The organism is Pseudomonas sp. MPB23, from assembly GCF_046605395.1.
Taxonomy (GTDB): domain Bacteria; phylum Pseudomonadota; class Gammaproteobacteria; order Pseudomonadales; family Pseudomonadaceae; genus Aquipseudomonas.
Genome location: NZ_CP176771.1, coordinates 289,876 through 313,760, shown reverse-complemented (window position 1 = coordinate 313,760; position 23,885 = coordinate 289,876). Strand labels below are relative to the sequence as shown.

Annotated in this window: 15 protein-coding genes; 7 read left to right on the top strand and 8 right to left on the bottom strand. The window is 62.4% G+C overall.

Annotation, left to right across the window (positions count from 1 at the left end; translation table 11 throughout):
• Positions 1 to 2: 2 nt before the first annotated feature.
• A complete protein-coding gene (locus ACLH0J_RS01310) occupies positions 3 to 1,745 on the bottom strand; it encodes a potassium/proton antiporter (RefSeq protein ID WP_411390566.1) in 1,743 nt (580 codons plus the stop codon).
• A gap of 313 nt (positions 1,746 to 2,058) precedes the next feature.
• Here ACLH0J_RS01310 and ACLH0J_RS01305 point away from each other — a divergent pair, with 313 nt between their 5' ends.
• Together ACLH0J_RS01305 and ACLH0J_RS01300 are read left to right on the top strand one after the other, a co-directional pair.
• Positions 2,059 to 2,289, top strand: a complete 231-nt coding sequence (locus ACLH0J_RS01305; RefSeq protein WP_411390565.1) for a hypothetical protein — start codon at positions 2,059 to 2,061, stop codon at positions 2,287 to 2,289.
• On the top strand, positions 2,286 to 2,579 hold the full coding sequence (locus ACLH0J_RS01300; protein ID WP_411390564.1) for a cell division protein ZapA: 294 nt from the start codon (positions 2,286 to 2,288) through the stop codon (positions 2,577 to 2,579). The genes ACLH0J_RS01305 and ACLH0J_RS01300 overlap by 4 nt, the downstream gene beginning before the upstream one ends.
• Before the next feature lie 11 nt (positions 2,580 to 2,590).
• On the opposite strand, the gene ACLH0J_RS01295 is transcribed toward ACLH0J_RS01300, so the two are convergent.
• Together ACLH0J_RS01295 and putA are read right to left on the bottom strand one after the other, a co-directional pair.
• Complete coding sequence (locus ACLH0J_RS01295) at positions 2,591 to 4,393, bottom strand: acyl-CoA dehydrogenase (RefSeq protein WP_411390563.1); 1,803 nt, start codon at positions 4,391 to 4,393, stop codon at positions 2,591 to 2,593.
• Positions 4,394 to 4,583: 190 nt separating this feature from the next.
• Entirely contained in the window at positions 4,584 to 8,537 is a 3,954-nt protein-coding gene (putA, locus tag ACLH0J_RS01290) for a trifunctional transcriptional regulator/proline dehydrogenase/L-glutamate gamma-semialdehyde dehydrogenase (protein WP_411390562.1), read from the bottom strand.
• A 29-nt stretch (positions 8,538 to 8,566) separates the two neighbouring features.
• Here putA and ACLH0J_RS01285 point away from each other — a divergent pair, with 29 nt between their 5' ends.
• The 4 genes from ACLH0J_RS01285 to ACLH0J_RS01270 all read left to right on the top strand — a co-directional run bounded on the left by ACLH0J_RS01285 (position 8,567) and on the right by ACLH0J_RS01270 (position 13,447).
• Positions 8,567 to 8,824, top strand: a complete 258-nt coding sequence (locus ACLH0J_RS01285) for a hypothetical protein (RefSeq protein WP_411390561.1) — start codon at positions 8,567 to 8,569, stop codon at positions 8,822 to 8,824.
• Positions 8,825 to 8,999: 175 nt separating this feature from the next.
• Positions 9,000 to 10,487 carry a sodium/proline symporter PutP gene (gene putP / locus ACLH0J_RS01280; RefSeq protein ID WP_411390560.1) on the top strand — a complete coding sequence of 496 codons (1,488 nt, stop codon included), beginning with the start codon at positions 9,000 to 9,002 and terminating at the stop codon, positions 10,485 to 10,487.
• A gap of 204 nt (positions 10,488 to 10,691) precedes the next feature.
• Positions 10,692 to 12,722 (top strand): type VI secretion system tip protein TssI/VgrG, encoded by a 2,031-nt coding sequence (gene tssI, locus ACLH0J_RS01275; RefSeq protein ID WP_411390559.1) that lies wholly within the window; start codon positions 10,692 to 10,694, stop codon positions 12,720 to 12,722.
• On the top strand, positions 12,722 to 13,447 hold the full coding sequence (locus ACLH0J_RS01270) for a DUF4123 domain-containing protein (RefSeq protein WP_411390558.1): 726 nt from the start codon (positions 12,722 to 12,724) through the stop codon (positions 13,445 to 13,447). Before tssI ends, ACLH0J_RS01270 begins: the two co-directional genes overlap by 1 nt.
• Here ACLH0J_RS01270 and ACLH0J_RS01265 read toward each other — a convergent pair.
• A complete protein-coding gene (locus tag ACLH0J_RS01265; RefSeq protein WP_010563256.1) occupies positions 13,433 to 14,710 on the bottom strand; it encodes an O-acetylhomoserine aminocarboxypropyltransferase/cysteine synthase family protein in 1,278 nt (425 codons plus the stop codon). The genes ACLH0J_RS01270 and ACLH0J_RS01265 overlap by 15 nt on opposite strands.
• Positions 14,711 to 14,885: 175 nt before the next feature.
• On the opposite strand from ACLH0J_RS01265, the gene ACLH0J_RS01260 reads away from it, so the two are divergent.
• On the top strand, positions 14,886 to 15,722 hold the full coding sequence (locus ACLH0J_RS01260) for a 23S rRNA (adenine(2030)-N(6))-methyltransferase RlmJ (RefSeq protein ID WP_411390557.1): 837 nt from the start codon (positions 14,886 to 14,888) through the stop codon (positions 15,720 to 15,722).
• A 105-nt stretch (positions 15,723 to 15,827) separates the two neighbouring features.
• Here ACLH0J_RS01260 and msrA read toward each other — a convergent pair whose 3' ends face one another.
• The 4 genes from msrA to aceE all read right to left on the bottom strand — a co-directional run bounded on the left by msrA (position 15,828) and on the right by aceE (position 23,858).
• Positions 15,828 to 16,475 (bottom strand): peptide-methionine (S)-S-oxide reductase MsrA, encoded by a 648-nt coding sequence (gene msrA, locus ACLH0J_RS01255; RefSeq protein ID WP_411390556.1) that lies wholly within the window; start codon positions 16,473 to 16,475, stop codon positions 15,828 to 15,830.
• 74 nt (positions 16,476 to 16,549) lie between these two features.
• Positions 16,550 to 19,237, bottom strand: coding sequence for a putative bifunctional diguanylate cyclase/phosphodiesterase (locus ACLH0J_RS01250; protein WP_411390555.1), 2,688 nt, complete (start codon positions 19,235 to 19,237; stop codon positions 16,550 to 16,552).
• Positions 19,238 to 19,554: 317 nt separating this feature from the next.
• Positions 19,555 to 21,201 (bottom strand): dihydrolipoyllysine-residue acetyltransferase, encoded by a 1,647-nt coding sequence (gene aceF / locus ACLH0J_RS01245; protein ID WP_411390554.1) that lies wholly within the window; start codon positions 21,199 to 21,201, stop codon positions 19,555 to 19,557.
• Positions 21,202 to 21,212: 11 nt separating this feature from the next.
• A complete protein-coding gene (gene aceE, locus ACLH0J_RS01240; protein WP_411390553.1) occupies positions 21,213 to 23,858 on the bottom strand; it encodes a pyruvate dehydrogenase (acetyl-transferring), homodimeric type in 2,646 nt (881 codons plus the stop codon).
• Positions 23,859 to 23,885: the final 27 nt, after the last annotated feature.

The window sequence follows — 23,885 nt, the reverse complement described above, 5'->3', positions numbered from 1 at the left end:
GTTTAGAGGAAGAGTCCGGGGCCCGGGCGACTTCCTTCGGGGAATCTGACGCCGACTTTGCCGATCTTGTTCCCGTCCATGACCGCGACGGTCCAGATGGTGTTGTTCCACTCCACCTGGTCGCCCACCACCGGCGCGCCGCCGACTTTCTGGGTGATGAAGCGGCTCAGTGGCATGTCCGGGTCGATACCTTCCAGCTTCAGGCCGTACAGGGCGGAAACCGCGCCCAGTTGGGCGTCGCCCTCGAGGACGAAGTCGCCGAAGAAGCGCAGATCCAAGCCGCGTTGCGGCGCCTGGCTGAACAGTTTGCCCAGGGCCGGCAGGTTGTGTTCGTGGCCGATCACGCAGAGCAGGTCGCCGACTTCCAACACCGTACTACCCGACGGGTGGAGCAATTGCTGGCCACGGAACAGGGCGGCGATGCGTGTGCCCTCGGGCATTTTCAGCTCGCGCAGGGCCGCGCCGATGCACCATTTTTCTGCGCCCAGGCGGTAGACGAACAGCTCCCACTCGCTGGTGACGTGCACTTCCAGGGCCGCCCGGGAAATCGGCGCGGGGTCCGGCGGTACGGTCACTTTCAGCAGCTTGGCGACCCACGGCAGGCTGGTGCCCTGCACCAGCAGCGACACCAGCACGATAAAGAACGCCAAGTTGAAATACAGTTGCGCATGGGGCAGGCCGGCCATCAGCGGGAACACCGCCAGAATGATCGGCACCGCGCCGCGCAGGCCGACCCAGGCGATAAAGGCTTTTTCGCGGCCGTGGAACGCCTTGAACGGCAGTAGGCCGACCATCACCGACAGCGGCCGCGCGAACAGGATCATCCACAGCGCCAGGGCCAGGGCCGGCAGTGCGATCGGCAGCAGGTCATGGGGCGTGACCAACAGCCCCAGCACCAGGAACATGCCGATCTGGGCGAGCCAGGCCATGCCGTCGAGCATATGCAGAATGCCGTGGCGGCTGCGCACCGGTCGGTTGCCGATCACCAGGCCGCACAGGTACACGGCGAGGAAGCCGCTGCCGTGCAGGGCGTTGGTGAGCGCGAAGACGAACAGGCCGCCGGCGATCACCAGGATCGGGTACAGGCCGGTGGCCAGGTTGATGCGGTTGACCATCTGCAGCATCAGCCAGCCACCGCACAGGCCGACCAGGCCGCCGATGCCGAACTCGCGCACCAGGTGCATCAGCAGGTTCCAGTGCAGGCCGGTTTCGCCGCTGGCGAGCATGTCGATCAGGGTGACGGTGAGGAACACCGCCATCGGGTCGTTGCTGCCGGATTCGATTTCCAGGCTGGCGCTGACCCGTTCGTTGAGGCCCTTGCCGCCGAGCAGCGAGAACACCGCGGCGGCGTCGGTGGAGCCGACAATCGCGCCGATCAACAGGCCCTGGATGATATTGAGGTTGAACAGCCAGGCTGCGGCCATGCCGGTGAGGCCGGTGGTAATCAACACCCCCACCGTGGCCAGCGACAATGCCGGCCACAGCGCCACGCGGAAACTCGCCACCCGTGTGCGCAGGCCGCCGTCGAGCAGGATCACGGCCAGGGCGAGGTTGCCCACCAGGTAGGCGGTCGGGTAGTTGTCGAAGATGATGCCGCCGCCGTCGACGCCGGCGACCATGCCCACGGCCAGGATGATCACCAGGATCGGGATGCCCAGGCGGGACGAAAGGGAACTCACCAGAATGCTCGCACTTACCAGCAACGCGCCGATCAAGAACAGGCTGTTGATGGTCGTCGCATTCAAAGGCAGTACTCCATGAGCAAAAAATAAGGCGAGGCGCAAACTGACCATGCAGTCTGCGTGCCAGCGATTCTAACCTGTTGAATTGGCGTGCTGTCAAAAAGCTTATGCCGGTGGGGCCTTCGATGGCTGTGGTTTTTTTCGTATCTGACGAGGGGTTGGGCGAATTCAGGAACCAGATGGGGGAAATGCAGTCACTAAGGCTCGAACGCGTGGCCCGGCCCTTAAAAAACGAGCTGCGTGCCAGGGATAACCCTGGCTTGCGAGGTGAATTTTCTTTATCGTCACCGCCCTTTGAAAAACCCGAGAAATCAAAATGTTAGAAGCCTCCCTCAGCCAATTGGAACAACTGGTCAGCGACCTGGTACAGCAGAACCAGGAACTGCTGGGCAGCAACGAAGCGCTCAAGGCCGAACTGGCCCGCGCCAAGGATGAGAACGACAGCCTGCAACTGAACCTGATGGAGCAGGAAGAAAAGAATGGCGCCACCGCCGCGCGTATCCAGGCGCTGGTTGAGCGTGTGAGCGCAGGGCCTGTCAGCGCATGAGTGAAGGGATAAAGGTCGTTTCGATTCTCGGAGAGGATTACTCGATCAAGGCGCCGGCCGGGGAAGACAAAACCCTGATGCACGCCGTGACCATGCTCAAGGCGTCCCTTGCCACCACCAAGAAAAAGTACCCGACCCTGATCGGTGACAAATTATTGGTGCTGGCCGCGCTGAACCTGTGCGCCGAGCAGATCGAACTGCAGCAGGCGCACCAGCAGGAACTCGACCGTTACCAAGAGCAAGTCAGCGCCACGGTCGAGGTGATTTCCAAGGCCATCGGGACGCCCTGATTGCCCAGGGGTTAGAACCACTCATCCTGCATGCCCAGGCACGTATCATCGCGTGCCTCGAGAATCGCCAGTTCATGATGGCAGCTCGGTACTTCCCAGGTCAGGAAGTACCGGGCGGCCTGGAGCTTGCCTTTATAGAAGGCCACATCCGCCGCATTGCCCTTGGCCAAGCCTTCTTCGGCGCGAATCGCCTGTTCCAGCCAGCGCCAGCCAATCACCGTGTGCCCGAATACCTTCAGGTACAGCGCCGAGTTCGCCAGGCTGCTGTTGACCTTGCCCTGGGCGAGATCGATCAGCAGACCCATGGTCACGCTTTGCAGGCGTGCCACCAACTGTTCCAGCGGTTCCCTCAAGGCGGTCAACGAGGCGTATTCATGGGCCCGCGCGCCGGTGTTGGCGATCAACCGAATCAATTGTTTGAGGCCCGCGCCGCCGTTCTGCGCCAGCTTGCGCCCCAGCAGGTCCAGGGACTGGATGCCGTGAGTGCCTTCGTGGATCGGGTTCAGGCGGTTGTCGCGGTAATACTGCTCCACCGGGTATTCGCGGGTGTAGCCGTGGCCGCCGAGGATCTGGATCGCCAGTTCGTTGGCCTTGAGGCAGAACTCCGATGGCCAGGATTTGACGATGGGGGTCAGCAGGTCGAGCAGTTCGTGGGCTTGTTTGCGCTCGGTTTCGGATTCCAGCGTCGTGGTGTCATCGAACAGCCGCGCGGCGTACAGGCCAAGGTCGAAGGCGCCTTCCACATAAGCCTTTTGCGTCAGCAGCATGCGCTTGATGTCGGCGTGCTGGATGATTGAGACCGGCGCGGTGCTCGGGTCTTTGCTGTCGGGCAGGCGGCCTTGCGGACGTTCGCGGGCGTACTCCAGCGAATACAGGTAGCCGGCGTAACCGAGCATGACCGCGCCCATGCCAACGCCGATGCGTGCCTCGTTCATCATCTGGAACATGCAGCTCAGGCCCTGGTGCGGCTTACCCACCAGATAGCCGACGCAGTGGCCGTTATCGCCGAAATTCAGCGCTGTGGACGTGGTGCCGCGCCAGCCCATCTTGTGAAACAACCCGGCCAGCAGCACATCGTTGCGCTCGCCCAGGCTGCCGTCGTCGTTGACCAGGAATTTGGGCACGATAAACAGCGAAATGCCCTTCACCCCGGCCGGCGCGTCCGGCAGCTTGGCCAGCACCATGTGCACGATGTTTTCCGACAGCGGGTGATCGCCGCCGGAGATGAAGATCTTGTTGCCCTTGAGCCGATAACTGCCGTCAGCCGCCGGTTCGGCGCGGGTACGAATATCCGACAGGGAAGAGCCCGCGTGGGGTTCGGTCAGGGCCATGGTGCCGAAGAAACGCCCCTCGATCATCGGCTGCAGGAAGCGTTGTTTCTGCTCTTCGGTGCCGAAGCTTTCGATCAGGTTGGCGGCGCCCATGGTCAGGAACGGGTAGGACGTTGACGCGGCGTTGGCGGATTGGAAGTGTGCGAAGCAGGCCTGGGACAGCAACGTCGGCAACTGCATGCCGCCCGCGTCGAAACTGCGCGCGGCATTCAGGAAGCCGGCTTCGAGGAAGGCGTCCACCGCCGGTTTCACTTCCGGAATCAGAATTGCCTTACCGTCCTCATAGCGCGGTTCGTTTTCGTCATTCTTGCGGTTGTGGGGCGCGAAGTGTTTTTCCGCGATGCTGCGCGCGGTGCTGATGGCGGCATCGAAGGTCTCGCGGTTGTGCTCGGCAAACCGCTCGCGCTGGGTCAGGCCCTCGGCATCGAGGACTTCGTACAGCTCGAAAGCCAGATTGCGGGAACTGAGTAGCGTCTCGGACATGGCGGCTCACCTTTGTGGGAATGGGCCTGAGTCTAAGTGGGCGAATAGAGGCTGGATAGCAAGATTGATCTGGGTGATGGAGGAGCAGAAGGTCAATGTGGGAGGGGGCTTGCTCCCGATAGCAGCGTGTCAGTCACTTATATACCGACTGAAACACCGCTATCGGGAGCAAGCCCCCTCCCACAATCCGTCAGCCGATGGTCATCAGGCTGGCGTTACCGCCCGCCGCAGCGGTGTTGACGCTCAAGGCCCGTTCGATCACCAGGCGTTCCAGCGCAATCGCCGTTTCGCCCTGGGACAGACCCTGCACCCCGACAATCGCCCCGCTGCGCTGGGCCACTTGCTGGCAAACCGCGCGCAGTTGGTCGGAATCGCCGTGGTGCAGGACCGCGTCGAAGACCACCTCGTCTTTGGTCCAGTCGGCCACGCGCTTGATCTTCGCCTGAATGTCTCGCGGCAGACGTGGGAACAAGGCTTTGGTCAGGTCGGTTTCCGGCCATACCGCCGAACCGCCGACGGCAAGCACCGCCGCCAGTTGAGTCAACAGATCGCCCTCTACGTCCGCCAGGCACAGCACGTGCTCGCGGGGCAGGATGGCGTAGCTGTTGCGCTCGCCGGTCGGGCCGGCCAGTTGGCGGGTGATACCACTTTGCGACTGCGCGGCGAACTGCGTGCACAGCGCGCTCAGGCCGCTGAACTGATGGCTGTCGGCCCAGGTTTTCAGGGCCGTCAACGGTTGGCTCATGGCATCGCGCAGGCGCACGTCCGGTGCGGACAACGCATCGCCGCGTACGAAGGATTGCTCGATCGCATCGGTAGGACGTGTCGACAGCAGGCGATACAGGTACAGCGGGCCACCGGCTTTCGGGCCAGTACCCGACAGGCCTTCGCCGCCGAAGGGCTGCACGCCGACCACGGCACCGACGATGTTGCGGTTCACGTAAACGTTACCGGCGTGGACGTTGTCGATCACCTTGGCGATCGTCTCGTCGATGCGCGTGTGCACGCCCAGGGTCAGGCCGTAGCCGGACGCATTGATTTGCGCGATGAGCTGGTCGATCTCCTTGCGCTTGTAACGCACCACGTGCAGCACCGGGCCGAAGATCTCCCGTTGCAATTCGTCGAAGCTGTCCAGTTCGATCAGGGTCGGCATCACGAAGGTGCCGCGCTTGATCTCGTCGCCGTCGGCAATCGCTACCTGGTAAACCGTGCGGCCTTTGTCGCGCATGGCCTGGATGTGTTTGTCGATGCCGGCCTTGGCTTCGGCGTCGATCACCGGGCCGATGTCCACCGACAGGCGCTCCGGGTTGCCGAGACGGCATTCAGCCATGGCGCCCTTGAGCATTTCGATGACGCGGTCTGCCGAATCTTCCTGCAGGCACAACACACGCAGGGCCGAGCAACGTTGGCCGGCGCTGTCGAACGCGGAGGACACCACGTCGATGACCACTTGTTCGGTCAGCGCCGAGGAGTCGACGATCATGGCGTTCTGACCGCCGGTTTCGGCGATCAGCGGGATCGGACGGCCCTGGGCATCCAGGCGCCCGGCGACGCTGCGTTGCAGCAGGCGCGCGACTTCGGTGGAACCGGTGAACATCACGCCTTTGACACGATCATCGCCGACCAGCCGCGCACCGACGCTTTCGCCCTGGCCCGGCAGCAGTTGCAGCACGCCTTGCGGAATACCGGCTTCGAGCAGGATGCGTACGGCTTGGGCAGCCACCAGCGGGGTTTGCTCCGCAGGCTTGGCCAATACCGGGTTGCCGGCAGCCAGTGCCGCGGCGACCTGGCCACTGAAAATCGCCAGCGGGAAGTTCCACGGGCTGATACACACCACCGGGCCCAACGGGCGGTGGGCGTCGTTGGTGAAATCGTTGCGGGCCTGCACCGCGTAGTAACGCAGGAAGTCCACGGCTTCGCGCACTTCGGCGATGGCATTGGCGAAGGTCTTGCCGGCTTCGCGGGCCAGCAGGCCCATCAATGGCTGGATCTCGCCTTCCATCAGATCGGCGGCGCGTTCCAGGATCGCGGCGCGCTCGGCGGGCGGGGTGGCCTGCCAGATCGGGCCGGCGTTGATCGCGCACTGGATGGCGTTGTCGACGTCTTCGACGGTGGCTTCCTGTACATGGCCGACCACATCACGCAGGTCGGAGGGGTTGAGTACCGGTTGCGCTGCTTGTTGGCTGGCGGCGCAACCGAGCATTGGCGCGGCTTTCCAGTGGTTGTGGGCGGTCGCCAGCAGCGCGCAGGACAGCGAGGCCAGGCGGTGTTCGTTGGCCAGGTCGATACCGGCCGAGTTGGCGCGGTCGCTGCCATACAGGTCGCGCGGCAGCGGGATACGCGGGTGTGGCAGGCCGAAGCCGCCTTCCAGCGTCGCCATCTGCTCGATGCTGGCCACTGGATCGGCCACCAGCTCCTGGATCGAGATGGACTGGTCGGCAATGCGGTTGACGAACGAGGTGTTGGCGCCGTTTTCCAGCAGTCGACGGACCAGGTAGGCCAGCAGTGTTTCGTGAGTACCGACCGGCGCGTACACGCGGCACGGACGGTTCAACTTGCCTTCGGCCACTTTGCCGACGACCTGCTCGTACAGCGGTTCGCCCATGCCGTGCAGGCATTGGAATTCGTACTGGCCGGGGTAATAGTTCTGACCGGCGATATGGTAGATGGCCGACAGGGTGTGGGCGTTGTGCGTGGCGAATTGCGGGTAGATGGCTTCCGGCACCGACAGCAGTTTGCGTGCACAGGCGATGTAGGAAACGTCGGTGTACACCTTGCGGGTATACACCGGGTAGCCTTCCAGGCCGTCGACCTGGGCGCGTTTGATTTCGCTGTCCCAGTACGCGCCTTTCACCAGGCGGATCATCAGGCGATGGCGGCTGCGGCGCGCCAGGTCGATGACGTAGTCGATCACATACGGGCAACGTTTCTGGTAGGCCTGGATCACGAAACCGATGCCGTTCCAGCCGGTCAGTTGCGGCTCGAAGCACAGGCGTTCGAGCAGGTCCAGGGACAGCTCCAGGCGATCGGCCTCTTCGGCGTCGATGTTCAAGCCGATGTCGTATTGCTTGGCCAGCAGGGTCAGGGACAACAGGCGCGGGTACAGCTCGTCCATCACGCGCTCGTACTGGGCGCGGCTGTAACGCGGGTGCAGGGCCGACAGTTTGATGGAAATACCCGGGCCTTCATAAATCCCACGGCCGTTGGAGGCTTTGCCGATGGAGTGAATGGCTTGTTCGTACGAGGCCAGGTACTTCTGCGCGTCGTGTTCGGTGAGGGCGGCTTCACCGAGCATGTCGTAGGAATAGCGGAAACCCTTGGCTTCGAACTTGCTCGCGTTGGCCAGGGCTTCGGCGATGGTTTCGCCGGTGACGAACTGCTCGCCCATCAGGCGCATGGCCATGTCGACGCCCTTGCGGATCATCGGCTCGCCGCTTTTGCCGATGATGCGGCTCAGGGACGAGGTCAGGCCGGTTTCGTTGTGGGTGGCGACCAGTTTGCCGGTCAGCAACAGGCCCCAGGTGGCGGCGTTGACGAACAGCGACGGGCTGTTGCCCAAGTGTGGCTGCCAGTTGCCGGTGCTGATCTTGTCGCGGATCAGGGCGTCGCGGGTGCCTTTGTCGGGGATGCGCAGCAGCGCTTCGGCCAGGCACATCAGCGCCACGCCTTCCTGGGACGACAGGGAAAATTCCTGCAGCAGCCCCTGAACAATACCGGCACGGCCGCCGGCGCTCTTCTGGTTACGCAGCTTTTCGGCAATCGAGGCGGCGAGCTTGTTGGTGGCTTCGGCCATCTCGGCCGGCAGGCGTGCCTGTTCGATCAGCATCGGTACCACTTCCGGCTCAGGGCGACGGTAAGCAGCGGTGATGGAAGCGCGCAGTACGGATTGCGGCAGGATGCTCTCGGCGAACTCCAGGAAGCACTGGTGGGCGTGGTCGGCCTGGACCTCGCCGGCGTCATCGGCTTCCTTGCTGCTCAAGCCGTTGAGCTCGGCCAGGGTTGCACCACCCTCGAGTTTCTCCAGGTAATTGAAAATCGCCTGCTTGATCAGCCAGTGCGGCGTGCGATCAATGGAGGTCGCGGCCGCCTTCAGGCGTTCGCGGGTCGGGTCGTCGAGTTTGACCCCAAGGGTGGTCGTCGCCATTTTCTTATCCTCATGGGTGCCACTACCGCGTGGCATCAGCTGGCGGCAAGATTAGCTTTGCTCTGAAAGAGGTGCAACCGGGTGCAACCCTTTTTATGCATGAAATTTTCGACGACTCATCTGGAAAAAATCCGACTCTCGACCGAATCCGCTTCGCCTTGGTGCATTTGCTTCTGAAGTCGGCCGTTCTTGCTCCGAAAAGGAGCAAAAACGGGGCGTTTTCAGCAAAACACATCAAGGTGCAACTTATTCGCAAAAAACTGGTTGCACCTTATTTACTTTGTTGAATAGCATTCGCGGCCAAGGTGCAACCACTCCAGCGGCGTGGTTCATCGGCTGGCGGCTTTCCTGGGGAAACGTCAGTCATAAATGCGCGGCACGCAGTTACGTTCACCTACTTCCAGTGGGGGGCCGTCTGACAGACCGCCGCTACATAAAAACAAAGCCAGGGCGTCACTCCTTATGAGCGTTAGCAATCCCACCCTGATCACCTTCGTGATCTACATCGCAGCAATGGTGCTGATCGGCTTCATGGCCTATCGCTCCACCAACAACCTTTCCGACTACATCCTCGGCGGTCGCAGCCTCGGCAGTGTGGTGACAGCTTTGTCGGCCGGCGCTTCCGATATGAGCGGCTGGTTGCTGATGGGCCTGCCGGGCGCGATCTACCTGTCCGGCCTGTCGGAAAGCTGGATCGCCATCGGCCTGATCGTCGGTGCCTACCTCAACTGGTTGTTCGTGGCCGGTCGCCTGCGGGTACAGACCGAGCACAACGGCGACGCCCTGACGCTGCCGGATTACTTCGCCAGCCGTTTCGAAGATGAAAGCGGCCTGCTGCGGATCATCTCCGCCCTGGTGATCCTGGTGTTCTTCACCGTCTATTGCGCCTCCGGCATCGTGGCCGGTGGCCGCCTGTTCGAAAGCACCTTCGGCATGTCCTACGAGGCAGCGCTGTGGGCCGGTGCGGCGGCGACCATTGCCTACACTTTCGTGGGCGGTTTCCTGGCAGTGAGCTGGACCGATACCGTACAAGCCACCCTGATGATCTTCGCGCTGATCCTGACGCCGATCATGGTGCTGCTGGCCACCGGCGGTGTCGATACCACGTTCCTGGCGATCGAAGCCCAGAACCCCGAAAACTTCAACATGCTGAAAAACGGCAGCTTCATCGGCATCATTTCCCTGCTGGGCTGGGGCCTGGGTTACTTCGGCCAACCGCACATCCTGGCGCGCTTCATGGCGGCGGATTCGGTGAAGTCGATCGCCAACGCGCGTCGCATCTCCATGACTTGGATGATCCTGTGCCTGGGCGGCACCGTGGCCGTGGGCTTCTTCGGTATCGCTTACTTCTCTGCGCACCCTGAAGTCGCGGGCCCGGTGAACGCCAACCATGAGCGCATATTCATCGAGCTGGCCAAGCTGCTATTCAACCCATGGATCGCGGGTGTCCTGCTGTCGGCCATCCTGGCGGCGGTCATGAGCACCTTGAGCTGCCAACTGCTGGTGTGTTCCAGTGCCCTGACCGAAGACTTCTACAAAGCGTTCCTGCGCGGGAACGCCGCCTCCCAGGCTGAACTGGTGTGGGTCGGCCGTGCCATGGTGCTGCTGGTGGCCTTGGTCGCCATCATCTTGGCCACCAACCCGGGCAGCCGAGTGCTGGGTCTGGTGAGCTACGCCTGGGCCGGTTTCGGCGCGGCGTTCGGCCCGGTGGTGCTGATTTCGGTGATCTGGAAACAGATGACCCGCAACGGCGCACTGGCCGGCATCCTGGTCGGTGCGATCACCGTAATGGTGTGGAAGCATTTCGAGGTGCTGGGCTTGTACGAAATCATTCCAGGCTTCATCTTCTCCAGCCTGGCGATCTACATCGTGAGCAAGCTGGGCGAACCGACGCCCGGTATGCTCAAGCGCTTTGATGCTGCGGAAAAAGACTACAACCTCAACAAGTGATTCGTTTGGCGCCGAGCGCCCGATGAGTTGAAAAAAGGCCCGCGTCCTACGGATTGCGGGCCTTTTTTTGCCTGTGTGCCGACCCGGTTCGAAGAAGATTCAGGCGCCTGTGCGTAGGGTTTTACTGATTTATCCGCCGCCTGCTCAGGCACGTGGAGCCATGGTGCAAAATCCGCCGCCTACCCCTTTGCAGAGAAACACCGGATGTTCGCTCCTGCCAATCAAAGTGCCTTTACCCTGACCCTCGATGGGGTACCCAGTGACTTCAAGGTGTTCGCGTTCCACGGCACCGAGGCCATCAGTCAGCCGTATTGTTTCAACCTCGAACTGGTCAGCGAGCGGCCTGACCTGGACCTGGAACGCGTGCTCAATCGCCAGGCGTATCTGAGCTTCGATGACCGCGGCCATGGTGTGCATGGCCTGGTTTATAGCGTGGCGCAGGGCGATTCCGGGCCGCGACTCACGCGTTATCAGGTCAGCCTGGTGCCGCAGTTGGCGTATTTGCAGCACAGCCGTCACCAGCGCATTTTCCAGCACAAGACGGTGCCGCAGATCGTCGCGCTGGTCTTGGTGGGGCAGGCGATTCAGCGCGACCAATTCGAGTTCCGCCTGAGCGGTACGTACCCTGAAAGGGAGTATTGCGTGCAGTTCGACGAGACCGATCTGGCGTTCATCGAGCGGCTGTGTGTCGAGCAGGGCATTCACTATCACTTCCAGCATTCGCCCGAAGGTCATCGGCTGGTGTTCGGCGACGACCAGACGGTGTTCGCCCAGGCTGCTCGGTCCACACCTTATGAGGCCGGCTCCGGAATGGTGGCGGACACGCCGGCGATCAAGCGGTTTGCCGTGCACCTGGCAACACGGACCACCGCGGTGAATCTGCGGGATTACGATTGGCGCAAACCGCACATCGAGCTGGAAAGCGCGGTTTGCGTCGAACAGCGTCCCGCGCTTGAAGAGCAGGTTTACCCCGGCCATTTCAGCGACCGTACCCACGGTAAATACCTGGCACAACGTGGGTTGGAGCGTCAGCGCAGTGATTATCGACTGGCTCGCGGCGACGGTGATGAGCCGGCGTTGAGCAGCGGCCGGTTCCTCAAATTGACCGGCCATCCGCGCCAAGCCTGGAATGACCTGTGGCTGGTGCGCCAAGTCACCCACGAGGGTCGGCAACCCCAGGTGCTGGAGGAGGTGGTTACCGAGGTCGCTGATGGGGATTTTCGTCAGGGCTATCGCAATGAATTCGTCGCCGCGCCGTGGGATGCAATCTTTCGCCCACCGTTGCCTGCGCTGCCGCGCCCGACCCTGTCGGGCTATCAGAACGCGGTGGTCACTGGTCCTGTCGACAGTGAAATCCACTGCGACGAATACGGCCGGGTCAAGGTGCAACTGGCCTGGGACCGCGCCGGCGATCACACCGACCATTCCAGTTGCTGGCTGCGGGTCGCCAGTGGCTGGGCCCATGACCGCTATGGCGCGGTGCTGATTCCGCGGGTGGGCATGGAAGTGCTGGTGGGCTTCGTCAATGGCGACATGGACATGCCGGTGGTGATGGGCTGCCTGGCCAATGCGGCCACCCCGGTGCCCCTCGACCTGCCGGCAGACAAGACCCGTAGCATCTTTCGCAGCCAGAGCAGCCCTGGGGGCGGTGGCTACAACGAACTGCGCATCGAAGACCGCAAGGGTGCCGAGGAAATCTATCTGCGCGCCCAGCGCGACTGGACCCAGCATGTGTTGCATGACCAGCAGGTGCAGGTGGATAACCGGCGCCGGGTCAGCGTGGGCGGCGAGTCGCACCATGAAGTGCAGGGCGAGGAACAGCGCATCACCCATGGCAATCGCCTGACCGAACTCAAGCAGGACGATCACCTCATGGTCGGTGGCTCGCAGCAGATGCGCGCCGGGCGCACCATTCACATCGGCGCGGGACAAAGCGTGGTTATCGATGCGGGCGCGAGCGTGACGATTCAGGCCGGCGGGCAGTCGATCACGCTGTCGTCGGGTGGGATTTTCAGCAGCGTTCCGATCCAGCTGGGGGGCGCGACCGCGCCGACAGCCGCGCCGTTGATACCGGGTTGGAAGGCGCAATTGCTCGCGGTGATTCCCGCACCGCTGAGCCGCGTGCAGGTGGCGAGCCTGAAACGCAGCGCGCCGTTTTGCGAAGAGTGCGAGCGCTGCAAGAACGGCCAGTGCGCTATCGGCGGTCAATCCCACCTTGAAAGGAATTCAGCCTGATGTATTCACCTTTGACGCCCGGCGCCTGGCTGGCCCAACACCCTCTGGCTGCCAATGAGCGGATCTTCGCCGTGCTGGGCAATGCCAGCGAGGCCAAGCCGTATGCCGCCTGGCGAGCCATGGCGGCCGGGGAACCGCCGCAATCCATCTGGGCGGCCACGGCCTACGCCGATTGGGATGAGGTGATGCCTCACGTTGCCCTGGTTGAACCGGGCAGCGCTTTCCTTGATTGGATCGCCACCACCGCTGCAACGGACTGGGGTTGGCTGGCGGTGTCGTCCAGCCCGGTGGAAACGGTGATCGAGCACCTGAAGGGGCTGACCAAGGTCTATCTGCCCGATGACCGGGAGGTGTTCTTGCGTTTCTGGGATGGCGCGCAGTTTTTGCCGATCGTGCAAACCCTGGGCGATGAAATGGGCGCGGTAGTGCCGGTGTTCCAGCGGTATCTGATCAATGGGCAGCCGCTGACGGTGGCGACGGGCCCGGTCACGGCGGCCAAACCCAGTCCGTGGTGGCGAGTGCCTGCCCCTTTGCTGGAGCACCTCGCCACGCAATCCCCGCAAATCCTGATCGACAACCTGCTGCAATGGCTCGAAGAACATCGCCCGGAGCTGTTCACGGCCTTTGCGCCGGCGACCTTGCGGCACAAGGTCGCCTACTTCGCGCGTCGATCGCAGGTCAGCCATCAAGCGCTGGCCGACCACCTGGCTTCAGCGTTGGCTTGAGCCCAGCGCCTGCTGCAAGTCGTCGATCAGGTCTTCAATGGCCTCGATGCCCACCGACAGGCGGATCATCTCCGGCTTCACGCCAGCCTTGGCCTGCTCCTGTTCGTTCATCTGCCGATGGGTGGTGGAGGCCGGATGGCAGGCGAGGGATTTGGCGTCGCCGATGTTCACCAGGCGCTTGAAGATTTGCAGGGCGTCGTAGAAACGCACGCCGGCTTCGTAGCCGCCTTTGAGGCCGAACGACAGGATCGCCGACGGTTTGCCCTGCATGTATTTCTGCGCCAGCGCATGGTGCGGGTGATCCGGCAGTCCGGCGTAGCTGACCCATTCCACCTCGGCATGGCCCTGCAGGAATTGCGCGATTTTCAGCGCGTTTTCAGTGTGACGCTCCATGCGCAAGGCCAGGGTTTCCAGGCCTTGCAGCAGCAGAAAGGCGTTCATCGGCGCGAGCGCTGCCCCGGTGTTGCGTAGTGGCACCGTACGGGCGCGGGCGATGAAGGCGGCGGGGCCGAATTTTTCGGTGTAGACCACGCCGTGATAGGCCGGCTCGGGCTGGTTGAGGCCGGGGAATTTTTCCGGGTATTGGGTCCAGGGGAAGGTCCCGCTGTCGACGATCACGCCGCCCAGGGAGTTGCCATGGCCGCCGACGTATTTGGTGATCGAGTGCACCACGATGTCGGCGCCGAACTGGATCGGCTTGCACAGGATCGGCGTGGCCACGGTGTTGTCCACCATCAGCGGTACGCCGCGGGCGTGGGCGACGTTGGCCAGGGCTTCGATGTCGATGATATTGCCGGCGGGGTTGCCGATGCTTTCGCAGTACACCAGCTTGGTGTTCTCATCGATCAGTTCGGCGATGGCCTCGGCGCTGTCGTCGCGGGCGAAACGCACATCCACGCCGAAGCTGGGCAGCAGGTGGGCGAACAGGGTGTAGGTGCCGCCATAGAGCTGCGGGGTGGTGACGATGTTGTCACCGGCACGGGTCAGGGTCTGGATTGCATAGTGAATCGCTGCGCTGCCGGCGGACACGACCAGCGCGGCGATACCGCCTTCGAGGGCGGCGAGGCGCTGCTCCAGCACATCGTTGGTCGGGTTCATGATCCGCGTGTAGATATTGCCGGGCACGTCGAGGTTGAACAGGTCGGCGCCGTGCTGGGCGTTATCGAATTCGAAGGCGACGTTCTGATAGATCGGCACGGCCACGGCCTTGGTGGTCGGGTCCGATTTGAAGCCGTGGTGCAGCGCGATGGTGGCGTCTTTCATGGTGGTTATTGACCTCCTTGGATGAAATGCTCGCCACAATAAATCCACGCCAGCGTCGACACTTAGATTTTTTTCGAGCGAGCGCGTGTTTTTTCGATATAAACACCGCCCGGCATGCGCCCCTGCACCTTTGCGTCCGTAGAAGGTAAACTTCGCCGCCTGCGCAGGAGCAACCATGAATTATCGTCACGCCTTTCACGCCGGCAACCATGCCGATGTCTTCAAACACCTGACCTTGACCCGCCTCATCGCCCTGATGTCGCGCAAGGAGCAGCCGTTCGCCTACCTCGACACCCACGCCGGGATCGGTCTGTACGACCTGCAGGGCGACCAGGCCAACCGCACCGGTGAATACCTGGAAGGCATCGCGCGCCTGTGGGGCGAAACCGACCTGCCGCCCCTGACCGCCGACTACATGCGCGTGCTGCACGAGATGAACCCGGATGGCCAGTTGCGCTACTACCCGGGCTCGCCGGAGCTGGCGCGGCGCCTCACGCGCCCCCAGGACCGCGTGTTGCTCAATGAAAAACACCCGGAAGACGGCGTGCTGCTCAAGGACAACATGAAGGGTGATCGTCGGGTCAAGGTGCACCTGGGCGAAGGCTGGCATGTGCCGCGCGCCTTGCTGCCGGTGCCGGAAAAGCGCGCGTTGATGCTGATCGACCCGCCGTTCGAGAAACTCGATGAGATGCAGCGCTGCGCCGCTTCGCTCAAGGAAGCGGTGGGGCGTATGCGCCAGACCGTGGCGGCCATCTGGTACCCGGTGAAAGACCAGCGCATGCTGCGCCGCTTCTACCAGGACCTGGCCGGCACCGGTGCGCCGAAGCTGTTACGTGTGGAATTGCTGGTGCACCCGCTGGACACGCCGGACACCCTGACCGGCTCGGGCCTGGCCATCGCCAATCCGCCGTGGGGCCTGGAAGAAGAATTGCGTGAGCTGCTGCCGTGGCTGTCCAAGAAGCTGGGCCAGACCCAGGGCGGGTGGCAGATGGATTGGCTCATCGCGGAGTAACCCGCTCGAAAAACCTGTAGGAGCCGGTTTGCCGGCGATGGCGTCCTCAAGATCGCTATCGTCGGCAAGCCGGCTCCAAAGAGGCAGGCGGCAATGCAGGGGGGCTTAGATCGGGCAGGTCACGCCTGTGCCGCCGATCCCGCAGTAGCCCTGGGGATTCTTCGCCAGGTACTGCTGGTGATACGCCTCGGCGAAGTACACCGTCGGCGCTTCGTCGATTTCCGTGGTAATCGTGCCCAGGCCGGCCTTGGTCAGTTCTGCCTGATAGGCCTGTGCACTGGCCTTGGCCGCCGCCAATTGCTCAGGCGTGGTGGCATAGATCACCGAGCGGTACTGGCTGCCGATGTCGTTGCCCTGGCGCATGCCCTGGGTCGGGTTGTGCAGTTCCCAGAACATCTTCAGCAGGTCTTCGTATTTGACCTTGGCCTGGTCGTAGACCACCAGCACCACTTCGCTGTGGCCGGTCAGGCCCGAGCAGACTTCTTCGTAGGTCGGGTTCGGTGTGTAGCCGCCGGCGTAGCCGACCACGGTGCTGACCACGCCATCGCGCTGCCAGAATTTGCGCTCGGCACCCCAGAAGCAGCCGAGGCCGAAGATCGCGAAACCGACATCGTCGAGGAACGGGCCCAGCAGCGGGTTACCGTTGACGAAGTGCGTCTCTGGCAGCGTCATCGGGGTTTCGCGGCCAGGCAAAGCTTGTTCTTGAGTAGGGAGCACGTTTTTGTTCACCAGAATTTCCGAGCGCAAGACCATGATCAGTCCTCTCAGTCAGATTGAGTTATCGGTAAGGAGTCAGACAGCCAGTGTGCCCGAGTGTTACGGCGCTGTCAGGCGATTGGCCCACGAGGATAGCGCCTGAGCTTCTCCATCAGCTCCGAACCGGGGATCGGCCGATCAAACAGGTAGCCCTGGCCCACGTCGCAACGATGCCGGCGCAGGAACGCCAGTTGCTCGGCGGTTTCGACGCCTTCGGCCACCACTTTGAGCTTGAGGTTGTGGGCCATGGCGATCACTGCCGAGGTGATCTCCATGTCGTCCTGGTTATCCGGGATTTCGTGGATGAAGCTGCGGTCGATCTTAATGATGTCGATGGGGAATTTTTTCAAATAGCTCAGCGACGAGTAACCGGTGCCGAAGTCGTCCATGGCCAGGGTCAGGCCCAGGCTTTTCAATTGGTCGAGTTGCAGGCGGGTGTCCTCGGTGGCCTCCAGCAGCAGGCCTTCGGTCAACTCAAGTTCGAGCAGGTTGGCCGGCAGTCCTTCTTCCGCAAGGATCGTGGCAATCGACGCCACCAGGTCCGGGTCGGAGAACTGCTTGGGCGACAGGTTGATCGCCACCTGTAGGTTGCCCATGCCGGCAGCGCTCAGTTGCTTGCTCATGCGGCAGGCCTGGCGGGCGACCCATTTACCGATTGGGATGATCAGCCCGGTCTCTTCGGCCACGCTGATGAACTGATCGGGGCGGATCATGCCCTTTTCCGGGTGGTTCCAGCGCAGCAGCGCTTCCATGCCCAGCAGGCGACCGCTGCGCAGGCACAGTTTGGGCTGGTAGAACACGTCCAGCTCGTTCTGGGTCAGAGCGCGGCGCAGGTTGTTTTCCACGAACAGCTTGTAACTGGCCTCGGCGTTCAGCGCTTCGGTAAACACCTGCACCTGGTGTTTGCCGTTGGCTTTGGCCTTGTGCAGTGCGAGGCCGGCGTTACGCATCAGCGTTTGCGGGTCGCGGCCGTGCAGCGGCGCACAGGCCAGGCCCACGGAGCCGGTCACGCTGATCAGTTGGTTGTCGACGAACATCGGTTTGTCGAGGGTCGCCAGCAACTGGCTGGCGACCTGCTGGCCGCTCTCCTGGTCGGTGTCGTCGAGCAGCACCGCGAATTCATTACTGGCAAAGCGCGCCAGGCTGCCGCCGGCACTCAGGCTGTTGCGCAAGCGCCGAGCCAGGCTGATCAGCAGTTTGTCGCCGGTCTGATGGCCGAGGCTGTCGTTGATCCGCTTGAAGTTGTCGATGTCCACCAGCAGCAGGCTGATCGGGGTGTCGCTGTCGCGGGCAAAGCGTTCGTCGAGGTTGCGGATGAACGCCGGGCGATTGCCCAGGTTGGTCAGGTTGTCGGTATAGGCCAGGCGCTCGATGCGCTGCTGGGCCAGCTTGGTCTGGGTGATGTCTTCGTAGATGCCGATGTAGTGGGTCAGCTCACGGTTATCGCCATACACCTTGGAGATCGACAACTGGCCCCAGTAGGGTTCCAGGTTTTTGCGGCGGCTCTTGAATTCGCCCTGCCAGCTATTGCTCTTGGCCAGGCTCGATGGCGCGTCGAACAGCAGCTCGCTGAGATTCTCCAGCGCCGGCAGATGGGCGAGGCGGTGGCCGTGCACTTCTTCGGCGCTGTACTGGGTGATCGCGGTGAAGCTGGGGTTGACGTATTCCACCACGCCGTCGCAGTTGACCAGCAGAAACGCGTTGGCGCTTTGTTCCACCGCCCTTTGGAACAGGTGCAGGGCGCTGGTGGCGGTCCGGCGGTTGTGGTTGTTGATCACTTGCGCGAACTGGTCGGCCAGCTCGCCGGCGAAGGCAATTTCATCGGCCTGCCAGGCGCGCGCATTGCCACCCTGTTCCAGGCACAGCACGCCCACCACGTGGCCATCGACACGGATGCTCGCGTCGAGCATGGCGTAGATGTTCTTGGCGCGCAGGCTGTCGGCCATTTCCCGGGTGCGCGGGTCGCGCATGGCGTTGGTGGCGTCGATCGCGCGGCTGGTATGCAGGGCTTCCAGGTAATCGGGGAAGCCACTGGCGTCGATCGGCTCCGGCAGATGGTGGCGTTGGTCGGCGCGGTTGTAGGCCGAGATCGGCACCAGGCGCTGGTCTTCGAGGTTCCAGATGCTGGCACAGTCGATCTGATAGATATCGCAGGCGCTGCGGGTGATCAGCTCGGCGGCTTCCTGCAGCGAATTTTGGGTGGTGTAGCGCTGGCGGGCCAACAGCAGGATCAGTTCCTGCTGGGCGCGCACCCGTTCCAGGTGCTGCAGTTGTACCTGCTGGGCGTGCTGGTTGAGCTCCAGGGCGATCTGCAGGCGGGTGTTCTGGCTTTCCAGCTCCGCCGTGGGGGCGGGTATTTCGCTGAACAGGCCTTCGACCACCATCAGGTAGCCGCGCAACAGGTGGCGATTGTGTTGTTTGTAGGCTTCGCCCATTTCCAGCAGGCTCAGCGGGCCGTCGCTGGTGTGCAGGGTATAGCGCACCAGGTAATGAGCACTCTGGGTCAGCTGTTGCTGGATGGTGTCGTGCAGTTGATAGCGTGCCTGGGGCTCCATCAGGCTGGCGTAGGGCGTGCCGATCAAGGCGCACAGCTCCACCGCCGGCAGGCCGAATTGGCGCTCGCAATTGGGGTCCAGGTAGAGCAGGGCCCAGCTTGCCTCATTAAGCCGCTCGAAACGGAGCATACCGAGGCGCGAAGGCACCGGTAACTGCGTCACTACCTCGGCCGCCAAACGAGCGACATCGGATTGGCTTTTCATGGGGGAAACTCACTTGATCTGTCGCACACGGCGCCGGGCTTACGCCCTCTTTGCTGCTGCCTACGGCAAGGTTGCATCATGCGGCGCGGGCTGACAAGAGAGGATGAAGGCTAAGTGCTATAACCGTGTTATCGGCTGCGCGAGGGCTTTCTTCAATTGGGGTGATGGAAGGTGTACAAACCTGTTCGACGTGTCCAATTTTTGACCCTGAGCCGAGGCAAAAAAAGCCCCGCCAAATGGCGGGGTTGAGGTACGAGCGTGGCGCTCGGAAATCGGTGTAACCGGGCCTCTCCGGTGAAGGAGAGGCCCGCGAACGCTTACAGCAGAATGGTGCGGATGTCGTTCAGCAGTTGGCTCAGACGCTGGGTGAAGCGTGCTGCGGCGGCGCCGTTGATCACACGGTGATCGTAGGACAGCGACAGCGGCAGCATCAGCTTCGGCTGGAACGCTTTACCGTCCCATACCGGCTGGATAGTTGCCTTGGACACGCCCAGGATCGCCACTTCCGGCGCGTTGACGATTGGCGTGAAGCCAGTACCGCCAATGTGGCCGAGGCTGGAGATGGTGAAGCACGCGCCCTGCATGTCGTCTGCGGTGAGCTTCTTGTCGCGAGCCTTGGCAGCCAGCGCGGCGGCTTCGGCAGCCAATTGCAGCAGGCTCTTCTGGTCGACGTTCTTGATGACCGGTACCAGCAGGCCATCCGGGGTGTCGACCGCAAAGCCAATGTGCACGTACTTCTTGCGAATGATCGCCTTGCCGCTTGGCGCCAGCGAACTGTTGAAGTCCGGCAGTTCCTTGAGCAGGTGCGCGCAGGCCTTGAGCAGCAGTGGCAGCACGGTCAGCTTCACGCCGGCCTTCTCGGCCACGGCTTTCTGCGCAACGCGGAAAGCTTCCAGGTCGGTGATGTCGGCCTGGTCGAACTGGGTCACGTGCGGGATGTTCAGCCAACTGCGGTGCAGGCTCGACGCGCCGATTTGCATCAGGCGGGTCATCGGCACTTCTTCGGTTTCGCCGAAGCGGCTGAAGTCCACGGCCGGGATTGGCGGGATGCCCGCGCCACCGGTGGCGTTGCCGGCAGCCGGCGCTTCCTTGGCTTTGTTCATCACGGACTTGACGTAAGCCTGCACGTCTTCCTTGAGCACGCGACCGTGAGGGCCGCTGGCCGACACAGCGTTCAGCTCGACGCCGAATTCACGCGCCAGTTGGCGTACAGCCGGGCCGGCGTGAACCTTGGCTCCGCTTGGCGCTGGTGCGGCAGCAGCAGGGGCCGGTGCGGCCTCGGCTTTTGCAGCAGGCGCAGGGGCGGCGGCCGGTGCAGCTTCAGCTTTTGCAGGCGCCGGAGCGGCGGCGGGTGCTGGAGCCGCAGCCGACGCAGCGCCTTGGACTTTCAGCTTGAGGATGAAGTCGCCAGTGCCGACTTCGTCTTCCAGCTTGACCGCGATGCTTTCCACCACGCCGGCTGCCGGCGATGGGATCTCCATGGAGGCCTTGTCGGACTCCAGGGTGATCAGCGACTGGTCGGCTTCAACGGTGTCGCCGACCTTGACCAGCAGCTCGATGATCTTGGCCTTGCCCGAAGAACCGATGTCCGGGACATAAATGTCCTGAACGCTGGCGGCGGCCGGTGCAGCGGCCGGGGCGGCAGGCGCCTCGGCAACGGCAGCGGGTTTTTCAGCCGGCGCAGGTGCTGCAGCGGCAGCAGGCGCGGCCGCAGGGGCTGCATCAGCAGCGCCTTCGATTTCCAGCTCCAGCAGTTCGTCGCCTTCTTTCAGGCGGTCGCCCAGCTTCACTTTCAGGCTCTTGACCACGCCGGCCTTGGGAGCAGGGATTTCCATGCTCGCCTTGTCCGATTCCAGGGTCAGGATGCTCTGGTCGGCTTCAACGGTGTCGCCGACCTTTACAAACAGCTCGATTACTTCACCTTCACCGCTGCCGATGTCAGGTACGCGAATGAGTTCGCTCACAAAAAATCTCCTCAGCAGTCCAGTGGGTTGCGTTTTTCCGGGTTGATCCCGAACTTGACGATGGCGTCAGCCACCACCTTCGGTTCGATCTCACCACGGTCAGCCAAGGCTTCCAGGGCTGCCAACACCACGAAGTGACGGTCGACTTCGAAGAAGTGACGCAGCTTCTTACGGCTGTCACTGCGGCCGAAACCGTCGGTGCCCAGGACTTTGAATTCCTTGGACGGGACCCACTGGCGAATCTGTTCAGCAAACAGCTTCATATAGTCGGTGGACGCGATGACCGGACCCTTACGGCCCGCCAGGCATTCTTCGACGTAGCTCAGCTCAGGCTTCTGGCCTGGGTGCAGGCGGTTGTTGCGTTCTACGGCCAGGCCGTCGCGACGCAGTTCGTTGAAGCTGGTGACGCTCCACACGTCGGCGCCGACGTTGAACTCTTCACGCAGGATCTTCGCCGCTTCACGCACTTCGCGCAGGATGGTGCCGGAGCCCATCAGTTGCACGTGATGCGCCGCTTCCTTGGTGTCTTCTTCGAGCAGGTACATGCCCTTGATGATGCCTTCCTCGACACCGGCCGGCATGGCGGGTTGCTGGTAGGACTCGTTCATCACGGTGATGTAGTAGAAAACGTCCTGCTGCTCCTGGGTCATCTTCTTCATGCCGTCCTGGATGATCACCGCCAGCTCATAGCCGTAGGTTGGATCAAAGGTGCGGCAGTTCGGAATGGTGGCCGCCAGGATGTGGCTGTGACCGTCTTCGTGTTGCAGGCCTTCGCCGTTCAGCGTGGTGCGGCCGGCGGTGCCGCCGATCAGGAAGCCACGGGTACGGCTGTCGCCTGCTGCCCAAGCCAGGTCGCCGATACGCTGGAAGCCGAACATCGAGTAGAAGATGTAGAACGGCAGCATCGGCTGGTTGTGGCTGGAGTACGAGGTACCGGCAGCGATGAAGGAGCTCATGGCGCCCGCTTCGTTGATGCCTTCTTCGAGGATCTGGCCCTTCTTGTCTTCCTTGTAGAACATCACCTGGTCTTTATCGACTGGCTCGTAGAGCTGGCCGACGGAGGAGTAGATGCCCAACTGACGGAACATGCCTTCCATACCGAAGGTACGGGCTTCGTCCGGGATGATCGGCACGATGCGCGAACCGATTTCCTTGTCCTTGACCAACTGCGCGAGGATGCGCACGAAGGCCATGGTGGTGGAGATTTCACGGTCGCCCGAACCGTCGAGGATAGCCTTGAGGGTATCCAGTGCCGGCGTCGGGATGTTGAAGCTCTTGGCGCGGCGCTGTGGCACGAAACCGCCCAGTGCGGCACGACGCTCGCTCAGGTAGCGGGCTTCGGCGCTGTTCGGCTCCGGCTTGAAGAACGGCAGGTTTTCCAGCTCTTCGTCCTTGACCGGGATGTCGAAGCGGTCGCGGAACAACTTCAGGCTGTCGACATCGACTTTCTTGGTGTTGTGCGCGGTGTTCTTCGCTTCGCCGGCACCGGTGCCATAACCCTTGATGGTCTTGGCCAGGATGACAGTCGGTTGTTCTTTGTGGTTGACCGCTTCGTGGTACGCCGCATAGACCTTGTACGGGTCGTGGCCGCCACGGTTGAGTTTCCAGATCTCGTCGTCGGACAGGTCGGCAACCATCGCCTTGAGTTCAGGCGAGTTGAAGAAGTGTTCGCGTACGAACGCGCCGTCTTTGGCCTTGTAGTTCTGGTACTCGCCGTCGATGACTTCGTCCATGCGACGTTGCAGGATACCGTCGACGTCCTTGGCCAGCAGTGGGTCCCAGAAACGGCCCCAGATGACTTTGGTCACGTTCCACTGAGCACCGCGGAACACGCCTTCGAGTTCCTGGATGATCTTGCCGTTGCCGCGAACCGGGCCGTCGAGGCGCTGCAGGTTGCAGTTGATGACGAAGATCAGGTTGTCCAGCTTCTCGCGGCCGGCCAGGGAGATGGCGCCCAGGGATTCCGGCTCGTCGCACTCGCCGTCGCCCAGGAAACACCAGACTTTCTGCTTGCCTTCGGGGATGAAGCCACGGGCTTCCAGGTACTTCATGAAGCGCGCCTGGTAGATCGCCTGGATCGGGCCCAGACCCATGGAAACGGTCGGGAACTGCCAGAACTCAGGCATCAGCCAAGGGTGCGGGTAGGACGACAGGCCCTGACCGCCGACTTCCTGGCGGAAGTTGTTCATTTGCTCTTCGCTGATGCGACCTTCCATGAACGCACGGGCGTAGACGCCTGGCGAGGTGTGGCCCTGGAAGTAGATCAGGTCGCCGCCGTGTTCGTCGGTCGGGGCCTGGAAGAAGTAGTTGAAGCCGATGTCATACAAGGTTGCGCTGGAAGCGAAGCTGGAGATGTGACCGCCCAGGTCAGAATCTTTCAAGTTCGTGCGCATTACCATCGCCATGGCGTTCCAGCGTACCAGCGAGCGAATGCGGCGTTCCATGAACAGGTCGCCAGGCATGCGTGCTTCGTGGGTAACGGGGATGGTGTTGCGGTATGGCGTGGTGATGGCGTAGGGCAGTTGCGAGCCGCTGCGGGTCGCGAGTTCGCCCATACGGGTCATCAGATAGTGAGCACGGTCTTCGCCTTCTTTGTCGAGAACCGATTCCAGGGCGTCCAGCCATTCCTGGGTTTCGACGGGATCGAGGTCTTGCATGGCTTGCTCCAGGGCGGAAAGGCTACC